We start from the raw sequence: 12,162 nt of genomic DNA, 5'->3' as shown, positions 1-12,162 counted from the left end.
CAAGTTTGTGCTTAATAGTTGATTTATTGTGAATTATATATTTTTTTATGTAAATCCTTGTATTTTTCTAAGATAATTTTGCGTCTCATCTTCAATGTGGGAGTTAAATGACCTGCATCGGTTGTCCATTCATCTGAAGTAATTTCAAATCGTTTTATCTGTTCCCATTTCCCAAACTTTCTATTGTAGTAATCTAGTTCTTTTTGAACTCGTTCTATTAGTCTTTCATCTGTTGAAACGTTGCTAATTTTATGGTTGTGCCTTTTAGCCCATTCATGTACAAATTCAAAAGATATTTGAATTAGAGCAGCAGGCATTTTTTCACTTTCTCCAATTACCATAACTTGTTCTATAAAACGAGATTTTTTTAATTCACTTTCTAAAACAGCAGGTGCGATATATTTTCCTCCAGATGTTTTAAAGATTTCTTTTTTTCGATCAGTTATTTTTAAAAAACCTTCATTGTTTATTTCTCCAATATCACCTGTATGTAAATAGCCATTTTTTATGGTTTCATTTGTTTGTTCTGGGTTTTTATAATAGCCCATCATTGTATTTGGCCCTTTTACTAAAATTTCTCCATCATTAGCAATTTTAACTTGAACATCTTCAATAACTCTTCCTACGGTTCCTATTTTAAAACCATTATTTCGCATATCTGTTACAGAAACAGCGGGAGATGTTTCGGTCATCCCATACCCTTCAAAAACAGGAATTCCTGCAGCAGTAAAAATTCTAATAAGTCTTGGTTGCATTGGTGCACTTCCTGCAAGCATAAAATCTAACTGTCCACCTAAAGCTTCTCGCCATTTAGAGAAAATAAGTTTACGTGCTATTTTTAATTGAAATTCGTACCACCAACCATTTTCTTTATAAGGTTTGTATTGTTCACCAAGTTTTAATGCCCAAAAGAATAACCGTTTTTTAATACCGGATAAATTACTTCCTTTATCAACAATTTTATCAAAAACTTTTTCTAATAATCGAGGAACTACCGCCATAAAATTCGGCTTTACTTCTTTGAGGTTATCTCCAATTTTCTCAATACTTTCTGCAAAATGAATTTCAAAGCCCATGTATTGACAATAATAAGATGCGGCTCGTTCGAATATGTGACAAATTGGAAGGTAACTGATTGCTTTTTTTTGATTGTCATGTAAATCTAAAGAGTTACCTACAGCAAAAATATTACTCACTACATTTTTATGAGAAAGCATAACACCTTTTGGTGTTCCAGTAGTTCCAGATGTATAAATTATTGTTGCTAGGTCTTTAGCTTGTACATTTTCTTTATTTTTTTCTACATCAGATTGTAGTTCATTATTTTCTCCTAGTAGTAAAAATGTAGACCAATCATAATCAGTATTAATTTCCTGAAAAGTATACACTTTTTTCAGCTGTGTTTGATCTTGTATTTTTACTACTTTCTGATACAACTCATCATCTGAAACAAAGCAATATATACTATCGGAGTGATTTAAAATATATGCATAATCTTTTTCAGAAAAGGTAGGATATAGCGGCACATTGATGGCTCCAATTTGCATTACTCCAATATCTAAAATGTGCCATTTTGGTTGATTTACGGATGTAATTACTGCTATTTTATCTCCTTTTTTAATGCCTAATTTTAATAAAGCTCTACTTATTTGATTTGCTTGTTGTATGTACTCTTCTGTTGAAACATCTTTCCAAGTATTTTCATCTTTATAAACTAAGCATTTTTGTTGAGGATATGTTTTTAATTGATAATAAGGAAAATCAAAAAGACGAGTAACATCAGTAGGTTTATGCATATAGATGAGCGGTTTGGCATAAATCTAAGAAAAAAAAGCGAAAGAGGTTATTAATAAAAGTTAATTATACAATCTATTAACAGCGTTTTTATAGGTTTGACCTATTGGTATTTTATGCTCTTTTATAAGAATTCTATTTCCTTCTATGAATTTGATTTTATCTATAGCAACGATGAATGATTTATGAACTCTTAAAAAATTACCACTTGTTAATATTGTTTCATAATGAGAAATTTTTTCGTGGCTAATAATCATTTCATCGTTTAAAAATAACTTCGTATAATTTCCATAAGCTTCAATAAATAACAAATTATTTAAATCTATTTGATGGTGTTTTTTATCTCCTTTAACAAAGAGTCGATTAGTTGAAGAAGAATTACTAGAAATTTCCTTAATAATTGTTTTTGTGGTTTGAGATTCTGAAACTTTATTAATTGCTTTAACCAAACGATCAAAACTAAAAGGTTTTAAAATATAGTCGATAACATTTAATTCAAAACCTTCTAAAGCATGTTCTTTGTAGGCTGTTGTAATAATTGTTTTGGGTGGTTTTGTCAATATTTTTAAAAAATCCAAACCTTTTAATTTGGGCATATTTATATCTAAAAACATAAAATCTATTGTGTTCTCATTTAAATATTGCATTGCTTCCATAGCATTATAGCAGTTTTTTTCTAACTGAATATGTGGTAACATACTACAAAATTCTTCTATAATTTCATGAGCTAAAGGTTCATCGTCGATTATAATATATTTAAGCATGCTTTTTTACTTTTAAAATAGTTTTATAAGTGTTTTCAGTTTTATTAATAGATAGGTTATGTTGCTCTTTATATAATAATGATAACCTTCTTTCTAGATTCTTTAAACCAATACCAGTTGATTTGTTTATCTCTTTAGAATCGAAATTATTTTCAACTATAAAACAAATATAATCGTTAACCTCATATAAGTTTATGTGTATGTAAGCATTTTCTGTAAGTGTTTCTATTCCATGCTTAAAAGCATTTTCTAAAAGAATAATAAATAACAATGGAGCAATAGTTAATTCATTATTTATGGTATGGTTAAAGGTAATTTCTACTAGTTTTCTATATCTAATTTTATGGAGTTCTATGTAGTTTTTTAAATATTCAATTTCGTCTTTTATTGTTACAGACTCTTTTTCTCCTTCATAAATAGTATAGCGCATCATGTCTGAGAGTTTTAAAATTACCTCAGGAGCTTGTTTTGAGTTTGTAACTGTTAAAGCATATAAATTATTTAAGGTATTAAAAAAGAAGTGAGGGTTTATTTGAGTTCGTAATAATGATAATTCTGCTTGTGATTTTTCTGCTTTTAAGTTTTTTAACCATTTCCATTGTTCGTAAAACCATAAACCAAAAAAAATAGGAATGGGTATAAAGAAAATTGCAAAAGGAATTTCTTTTTTAATTCTTAAATAAGCTTCTAAATCACCTGAAAATAAACGAAGATATATGAAGTATGATACTAAAGGAATATAAAATAATACGATTAATTTCCAATATTTAAGAACAAAGGCAGGTACTAATAAATATACAATTCCTATCCAAAATGCCATTAAAAATAAAAATGTAATTGGGTTGTCTGGCATTTTCATATTAGAATCTATTATCAAAGTAATTATGAAAAGGATAATAAGTATTAAAAACTTATAGATAGTTTTTCTTTTCTTCTTTAGGTATGAAAATTTATAGATTGGAATCGAAATTAGTAACCACCAAAAAGTAAATACGAAAAAAATTTCAACAGGAGCATCTTCTGGAATAAGAAGAATCTTGTAATACTGCATTAGAATAATTGCTAATAGAACAATTATAAAACCGAATCCAAAGGCTTTGTATTTCTTTAAAAAATCTACCATAGTTCAAAAATACTCATGTTATATAGTCTTAACAAGAAAATTGATAGACACTATAATTATTAACTTCAACAACTACTTTTTCTTGATGAACTCAATTTATAATGATTTAAGCTGTGTATAACTATATAATGTAGTGATAAATCATATTTATTAGTAAGCTTTTAATTTCAAATATAAGTTTGTTGAAAATAGAAATCATCAAAAAGAACATTTATGAATACATTACTAATTAATGATTTAACAAAAACCTATTCGAACGGCGTAAAAGCACTAGATGGAATTAATTTAAAAATAACCAATGGAATGTTTGGGTTATTAGGAGCTAATGGAGCAGGGAAATCTTCTTTGATGCGTACTATTGCTTCATTACAAGAACCATCTTCAGGTACTATTTCTTTTAATGATATAGATGTAGTTAAACAGCCAAATGAAATAAGAAAGCAGTTAGGGTATTTACCTCAAGAGTTTGGTGTGTATCCAAAAATTTCTGCAGAGAAATTATTGAATCACTTAGCTGTTTTAAAAGGAATATTAAATAAAAAAGAGCGAAAAGAACAAGTAACAGCTTTATTACAACAAGTTAATTTATATCAGCATAGAAAAAAATCGGTATATACTTTTTCAGGAGGTATGCGTCAACGATTTGGAATAGCACAAGCATTATTAGCAAATCCAAAATTAATTATTGTTGATGAGCCTACTGCAGGTTTAGATCCAGAAGAGAGCAATCGATTTTTGAATTTACTAAGTGAAATAGGAGAGAATGTTATTGTTATTTTATCTACACATATTGTTGAGGACGTTCGCGATTTATGTCCAAAAATGGCAATCTTATCTAATGGCAAAATTATTACACAAGGCAACCCGTCTGAATTAGTAGGAACTATTACGGGGAAAATTTGGAGTAAAATAGTACCTAAAAAAGATGTTAATGTTTATAAGAAAGCTTTCAATGTAATTTCTACAAAATTGGTGTCAGGAAAAACACAAATTAGAGTTTTATCCGAAACAAAACCAGATGCTAGTTTTGAATTGATAGTTCCAAACTTAGAAGATTTTTATTTCACTACTTTATTTAACCAAACAAGTAATAAAGCCTAAATTATGTTTAAAAAAATATTACAGTTTGAAGTTTTTTACCAGTTAAAACAGCGTGCATTTCCATTATTCTCTTTATTGTCTTTAGCTTTAGGAGTTTTTGTTGGTAGGCAAGGATTTGCTCCTAGTGGAGTAAATTTTAATTCTGTTTACCAAGTTTATTTTCATACAAGTCTCTTTACTTTGGGAAGCGTTTTTATTATTATGTTTTTTGCTGTTAGTGCAACACTTAGAGATAGGCAATATCATATGGAGAGTTTAATTTATAGTTCTCCTATTAAAAAAAGTCAATATTTTTGGAGCCGATTTTTTGGAACATTTTTATTTAGTGTTTTAGCATTTTCTCCATTTTTGATAGGATATATTTTTGGAAATTATTTTTCGAATTTAGCCCCAGAACGATTAGGAGACTTTCAATTAATGACCTATGTGCAACCATGGCTTTATATTGTGTTACCTAATATTTTTATTTGTTCAGCAATTGTGTTTTCCGTGAGTACATTAACTAAAAGTAACATTGCAACTTATGCAAGTGCAGTATTTATTTATATGCTGTATTTTATAAGTGCTATTTTTTTAAACTCTCCGTTATTAGCGCAATCTGTTCCAGCAACTCCTGAAGCTATGGCATTAGCTGCTGTTGCGGATTCTTTTGGAGTAGCAGCTTTTTTTGAGCAAACTCAATTTTGGACTCCTTTTCAAAAAAACACTCAATTATTATCTTTTTCAGGATTATTTTTATTGAATAGATTAGTTTGGGTATTATTATCTGTAGGGGTTTTATTAGCTACTTATAGAGTCTTTTCGTTTAGGAAAATTTCTAAAAAAGTAAAAAAAGAAACGAAACAGAAAAAAGAAACAACACAATTATTAAGATATACCCCAATAGAAACATTGCACAATTTGAAAGCACAGAAACTTGCTTTCCTTGCTTTGCTAAAATTAGAGTTGAAAAGTATTTTTAAAAGTTTGCCATTTATTGCAGTACTTGTAATGTGGTTATTTATTGTGTTTTCAGAATTATATTCAACAGTAATAGGTGGTGGAGAATATGGAGTAAGTAACTATCCATTTACGAATAGTTTGATAGCTTTAATTCTTTCACCGTTAACTCTTTTTAGTTTTATCTTAATATTGTTTTATAGCGCAGAAATTGTTTGGAAAGAGCGTAGTTTAAACTTTAATTTAATTATTGATGCAACACCTGTAAAGAACTGGGTTTTCTTTTTATCAAAATTTGGAGCTTTGGTATTATTGCCAATTATCTTGATTACTTCTGGGATTATTATGTGCCTTCTTTTTCAAGTTGCATTAGGGTATTCTAATTTTGAATTTAGTTTGTATGCTTCTATTTATTACCATTATGGTTTGCAATTGGTAGTATATAGTATGATTGCCTTATTTGTAAATAGTATTGCAAAGAATAAATATATGGGAATGGGGATTTTCGGATTGATTCTTATTTTTTTTACAAAATCTAATATGCTAGGATTAGAACATCCATTAATAAGTTTAGGTTTTTTACCAAGGCTAGAGTACAATAATATGGATGGTTTTAATGGTATTTCAAATTTATATAATCACTTAGCTATGTATTGGTTGGTTTTTGGTTTAATACTAACTGTATTATCATTCAAGATATGGAATAGAGGGGTTGTAGCTAGTTTTTTGGTTAAATTAAAACAATTAGTTTTTTATTGGACAAACCAGCAAAAGATTGTAGTTACTTTATTATTTGTATTGTTTTTAAGTGCTGGAAGTTTGGTTTATTACAACGTTAATATTGTTTCAAATTATGAAACAATTAGTGATCAATTAGAGTTTAGAGAAGGGTATGAACGAAAATTTAAGAAATATGAAAATATAGAGAGGTTATATGCGACTTCAAAAAAGACAAAAGTAGCTATCTATCCAGAAAAGAGAATGTTTACGGTTGAAGCAGATTATATGTTGAAAAATAAAAGTGAAGAACCTTTATTAGAACTGTTTATAACAGAAAGAATTTCTTTAGAAAATATCACGATAGAAAATGCACATTTAGTTACTCATGATACTTTGTATGGAACGTATTTGTTTAAATATAATAAACCTTTACAACCTAAGGATTCTATAAAATGTACTTTTAAATTAAAGAAAGAAGTAAAGGGTTATGAAGAAGATAATTCAATTGTAAATAATGGTACTTATATTAATCGTTTTGGGAATTTTGAACCTATTTTAGGATATACTACAGGGTTTGAAATTTCTGATAAAAATGAACGTAAAAAAAGAAATTTACCCGAAAGAGTTAAAGAAGATAGTTCAGATTCACATATAGTTTTAGAGAGTGTTAAAAATGAAAGAATTCGTTTTGAAACAATAATTTCGACCTCTAAAGATCAAACAGCTATTAGTTCTGGTGAATTATTAAAAGAATGGTCAGAAAATAATAGGAACTACTTTCATTATAAATCCAAAACAAAAATTTTACCAGAGGTTGGTTATTTTTCAGCAAAATATGCATTAAAAAAAACTAATTATAAAGGGATTTCAATAGAGCAATATTATGATGCTAATCATGATTTTAATATAGAAGAAATTGAAAATAGTGTAAAGTATACCTTAGATTATTGTCAGGAAAACTTTGGGAAATATGCTTTTAATCATGTTAGAATAGCAGAAGTTCCTGCATATTGGCCATTTGGAGGATTTGCACACCCAGGAGTTATAAGTATGGTAGAAGATAGATTGTATTTAACCAATGTAACTAATGAAGATATTTTTAATGTTGTAGCAAAAAGAACAATTCATGAAGTTGCTCATCAATGGTGGGGACATACTTTATCAGCTAAACCAGTTGCTGGAGGTTCATTATTTGTAGAAGGGTTTGCAAAATATACAGAAGCAGTTGTTCTAGAAAAAATGTATGGAAAAAGAGCATTATATACTTTAACTGAAAATGTTAGAAGTAGATATTTTAGAGGTAGATCTTTTGCAAGCGAACTTGAACCTCCAGTTTACAAAGTAGAAGGTCAAAGCTATATTGCTTATGGAAAAGCATTTACTGTAATGATGGCATTAAGAGATTTAATAGGCGAGAAGCAAGTAAATAATGTGTTGAAAACTATTACAGACAAACATCGTAACATTAATAAGTTAGAGGCTAACTCTATTGAATTTTTAGATGAACTTTATAAAGTAACACCTCAAGAACATCATAAATTAATTGATGATTGGTTTAAAAAAGTGATTACTTATGATTTAGGAATTGAAGAAAGTTCATATAAGGAGTTAGCAAATGGAACATACGAAGTTACTGTTAAAGTAAAATCGAAACGTTTGAAAACAATGAATACTGGAGAAATTAAACAAATTTCTATTAATGAACCTATTAAGATAGGAGTATTTACTAAGCATCCATCTATGGTAAAAGATGATAGTTCAGTTTTATATTACCAATCTTCAAAAATTAATAAAGAAGAAACTGAGATTAAAATTATTGTAAAGGAAAAGCCTAGTTATATCAGCATCGATCCATATGGAACACGATCTGATGAGAATTTGGTAGACAATACAGTAAGATTTTAGTTTTAGTTAAAAAAAATATAAAGTAACTCAAATGTGAATCATATGACAATCATATTTTTACATTTGAGTTTAACTTTTAAACAAATGATGAAGCACGCTATTTTAATACTGACTCTAATTTGCACTTTTCATTCTTATTCTCAAATAGAAGAAAGTAAGATTACTATTGGTACCAATTATACAATTAAATCTAGTGTTTTAAACCAGGATAGGGAAATTCAAGTTTATTTACCAGAAAGTTATAATACTACTAAAGAAAAATATCCAGTACTGTACGTTTTAGACGGTCAGTGGTTTTTTGCGAATGGTGTTGCCATACAGAAATCATTAAGAACTCCAGGAGCAATTCCTGAAATGATTATCGTTGGAATTAAAACTAAAAATCCATTAAGGAGAACATTATTTAATAAAGAACGAGCAAAGTTTACATCATTCTTAAAAAAAGAAGTAATTGGCTTTATAGATACTAAGTTTAGAACTACGAACGAGCGAGTAATTTATGGATGGGAAGCTGCAGCGTATTATATAAGCAAGCTTATTCTAGAAGAAAAAGATTTATTTCAAGGAGCAATTATAACAGATGGGGGATTAGCACCAGAGAAAACTGTTAAAGATTTTAAATCAGATAAAGATGTTTATTTATATATAGCTAATTCTAAAAGAGATATTTATTATATAGCCTCAACAGAAAAGTTTAATGAAAGATTAAAAAAATATAATCCCAAAAATTTGATTTGGAAGTATGAACTGTTTAATGAAGAGGTACATGAAACAATGCCACATTTAGCCATGTATAAAGGTATTATGTATTATTATCATAATTACGATTCATTGGTGTTTGAAAGTATAGAGGCCTATAAGAAAGTAGGAGGAATTCCATATTTAAAATCTTTTTTCAAGGAGAGAGCAAAACGTTTTGGAGGAGATGAGAAAATTGATGACAGTACAAAGAACTCATTAATTTGGTTAGCATGGAAGCGTGATAATTTTAAATATTTTAGTTTCTTTATGGAAGAGTTTAAAGGCGTTTTAGAAACTAAAAGATATGATAGTGCCTATTGGAAAAATAGACTGGGGCAATTTTATTTAAAGCATAAAGATTATAAAAATGCTGTTATATTCTTTGAAAAAGGAATAAAAAAATATCCTAATTCTCAATTTGATAAAGCAATGAGAGAAGGGGTAAAAAAATCAAAAAATAACTTATAAATATTTACTTTAAAGAAAATATTTTTATAACCCAAAAGGCACTTCCAATTGGAAGTGCCTTTTGGGTTATAAAAAAATAATTTAAAAAGGATACATTTTTGTGTTTTTATGCTGCCATAATAAATTAATAATACTCCATTTATCATTTGTTTTAATTAAATGTAAATACTCTATCCAGTTATCAGAATATAATTTAACGGTAGCAATTCTATGGTAGATATCTAATATTTTTATTTGATTATTAGGTACTGGAGGAAACTTAGTATTAGATTTATTCCAATTTTTTGCATTTTGAATCATTCTTTTTCTTGAAATAGCAGTAACAACTTCTTTTTTTATTTTTCTGTTATAGCCTAGGGTAACTTTGTTTAAACTATCATTCATCACTACTTTCATTAGGTTAGGTTTTAACTCCTGTAAAGCAATTAAATAACCCAATGAAACTCTTTTAATTTCTAAAGTATCTTTTCTAGATGCTTTTTTACTTAATACAATATGTTGGTTGTTTGCGATGTCTCTACCTCTTATAAAATTATCATCAATATCATAATGTCCTTGTTTTATATAGTTTCCAAGTTTGTCATATTCTTTCCTTCCTATTGCTAAACCAAATTGATTTATTACAAGTTTATTGTTTTTATCATGATAAGTGTATTTTATATGATTACCATTTTTATCATAGGTATCTTGATAAGAAGCTACTCCTACAGAATTATTAGTTATTTTATAATCTTTATTTAAATTATAATTTCCTATTGGAGACCCATCTTTTTTGAACGTCATTCCAGTTACACCGAACTCAAAATAGGTAGAAAGATTTCTAGGTTCTTTTTTTAAACCATACCTTTTTTCAATTATCATTTCATTTTTTTTAAACCAATTATATTCTGATATTTTCCAATTGGATTCCATTGTTTTATCATTCAAGTCAAAAAAGGCTAGTTTCTTATAATCGCCATTTTTATTTGTAGTAAAAATTTCTTTATAAACTTGTCTATCATTTGTTATACGTTTTCCATTTTTGTTTAAAAAGACCCTCGTTTCTTTATTATTTTTATGGGAAATAATTGTTTTATAAGCTCCAATAGAAGCCAACGGATGTCTTCTTTCGGTGAAATAATGATTATTAGTGATTTCTATTAATTGATTATCGTTATTGTATATAAAAATATAATGAGATGTGTTTCTTGCAGTTAATTCATCTATTGGATAAATTCCTGTAAGTTTGATATAAGGAGAAACATGATTGTATTTTAAGTGTCTAAAATATTTTTTAGTAGAGTTTTGTGCATATGTTAAACTAGTTATGCACAATATAATTAATGCTATGTGTAAACTTTTTAATTTCATTATTTATTCTTTTTATTTAATGTTTTTTCTTTTGCTTCAATATTTGGCAACGTTTTTAAATATATTTCAACATCCCAAGTTAAGTCCCATCTATTTAAGTTTTCTTGCATCGAATTTAAGCCCATTTGAGCTCTTCTTTTGTCAACGTTTTTAACATCCTCTAATGGTAATACATATGGTTTTTTACTATTTTTATCCATAGCTAATTGTGTCCCATATATTTGTCTTTTCCCTTGACCAAGAACTAATCTGTCATAAAACATTGCATATTGTCTTTTAGGTAATTCGTTGTTTTTCATAGCAGTTGTAATCATTGTTAAATATTTCAATTTTGTATCTTGATTGGCATGTTGAATAACTAAGAATAGCGTAGATGCTCCTCTTTGACCAATTTTCTTTTTACTAGGCCAACCTTGTGAATCTAAGATTCTACTCACTTTTAGTAGGTTTATTGAGTCTTTCTCTAAAATTGTTTCCCAGAAAGCTCTCATCTCTTTCGAATCTCTCCCGTATTTTTTTTCTTTTGTTCTAATTTGACTACGAGTACTTTGATCATCAAAATAGACTTTATCTAAAATTGAAACCAATTTTTGATCATAATCCTTTTCAATATTATTCTTATTTTTTCGCATTAAAGAAATTAGTTGATCCCACCTTTTATCTTTTTTCATATTGGATAAATCTGTATCGTTGTTAAGATGGTTTATATCATGCCATTTTAATTCTCTAACAGCTATAAATAAATGTTTATATGCAGTATTTATATTTTTAGCTAAAGAATTAATACATGCTGCATTATATCTATCATTCAAAGGTGCTTTTGGATTTATTTTAAATGCATGTTCATAAATTTTTGCCGAGTTTGTAAAGTCTTTTTTTAAACACAGTTTCCAACCTTCTCGAATTAGTTCTGAGTACTTTTTTGTGTTGTTTTGTGCCGTTAAGGTTATTATAGAGCATAGTATTATAAATAGTAAGGAAAGGAATCTTTTCATTTGTATTTGTTTTATAATTAATTGCAATCTAGAAAAGGAGCTATATTTTTTTTAAAAAAATAGATGTAGGGTATTTTTTAGTAAATAGATAGAGATTTCTTAAGTTTGGAATTATTTGTAGTTAGGAAAACTGTTTTTAGCATCTTTAAATGAGTATCTATCTATTTAAATACTGAAAAGAAACTTATATAATTAAATTTGTTACTTAATTTGGGTGACGGCATAATGTATTTTATTATTATATTTTAGCATTAATGAACAA

General features: G+C 27.7%; 8 protein-coding genes. 3 read left to right on the top strand and 5 right to left on the bottom strand.

All coding sequences use genetic code 11. The features are described 5' to 3' along the window. Nucleotides 1-23: 23 nt before the first annotated feature. Genes Q0881_RS07730 through Q0881_RS07720 form a run of 3 tightly spaced genes read right to left on the bottom strand, consistent with a single transcriptional unit; the run spans nt 24 to nt 3,681 of the window. Nucleotides 24-1,796 (bottom strand): long-chain fatty acid--CoA ligase, encoded by a 1,773-nt coding sequence (locus Q0881_RS07730; RefSeq protein WP_299158554.1) that lies wholly within the window; start codon nt 1,794-1,796, stop codon nt 24-26. A gap of 60 nt (nt 1,797-1,856) precedes the next feature. After that, a complete protein-coding gene (locus Q0881_RS07725) occupies nt 1,857-2,558 on the bottom strand; it encodes a response regulator transcription factor (protein ID WP_299158552.1) in 702 nt (233 codons plus the stop codon). Further along, nucleotides 2,551-3,681 carry a histidine kinase gene (locus Q0881_RS07720; protein WP_299158549.1) on the bottom strand — a complete coding sequence of 377 codons (1,131 nt, stop codon included), beginning with the start codon at nt 3,679-3,681 and terminating at the stop codon, nt 2,551-2,553. The genes Q0881_RS07725 and Q0881_RS07720 overlap by 8 nt, the downstream gene beginning before the upstream one ends. Nucleotides 3,682-3,894: 213 nt before the next feature. Between Q0881_RS07720 and Q0881_RS07715 the strand changes: the two genes are divergently transcribed. The 3 genes from Q0881_RS07715 to Q0881_RS07705 are packed head-to-tail and all read left to right on the top strand — an operon-like array spanning nt 3,895 to nt 9,555. Then, complete coding sequence (locus Q0881_RS07715; protein ID WP_299158546.1) at nt 3,895-4,782, top strand: ABC transporter ATP-binding protein; 888 nt, start codon at nt 3,895-3,897, stop codon at nt 4,780-4,782. Between the two features lie 3 nt (nt 4,783-4,785). Then, complete coding sequence (locus Q0881_RS07710; RefSeq protein ID WP_299158543.1) at nt 4,786-8,346, top strand: M1 family aminopeptidase; 3,561 nt, start codon at nt 4,786-4,788, stop codon at nt 8,344-8,346. A gap of 42 nt (nt 8,347-8,388) precedes the next feature. After that, nucleotides 8,389-9,555, top strand: a complete 1,167-nt coding sequence (locus Q0881_RS07705; protein ID WP_299158540.1) for an alpha/beta hydrolase-fold protein — start codon at nt 8,389-8,391, stop codon at nt 9,553-9,555. A gap of 81 nt (nt 9,556-9,636) precedes the next feature. Here Q0881_RS07705 and Q0881_RS07700 read toward each other — a convergent pair whose 3' ends face one another. Beyond that, nucleotides 9,637-10,905 carry a nuclear transport factor 2 family protein gene (locus Q0881_RS07700; protein ID WP_299158537.1) on the bottom strand — a complete coding sequence of 423 codons (1,269 nt, stop codon included), beginning with the start codon at nt 10,903-10,905 and terminating at the stop codon, nt 9,637-9,639. Beyond that, nucleotides 10,905-11,900 (bottom strand): DUF6624 domain-containing protein, encoded by a 996-nt coding sequence (locus tag Q0881_RS07695; RefSeq protein ID WP_299158534.1) that lies wholly within the window; start codon nt 11,898-11,900, stop codon nt 10,905-10,907. The genes Q0881_RS07700 and Q0881_RS07695 overlap by 1 nt, the downstream gene beginning before the upstream one ends. Nucleotides 11,901-12,162 lie beyond the last annotated feature (262 nt).

This window comes from uncultured Tenacibaculum sp., assembly GCF_947494125.1.
GTDB lineage: Bacteria > Bacteroidota > Bacteroidia > Flavobacteriales > Flavobacteriaceae > Polaribacter.
The sequence above is the reverse complement of the archived record's forward strand: the minus strand, read 5'-3'. Positions and strand labels throughout refer to the sequence as shown.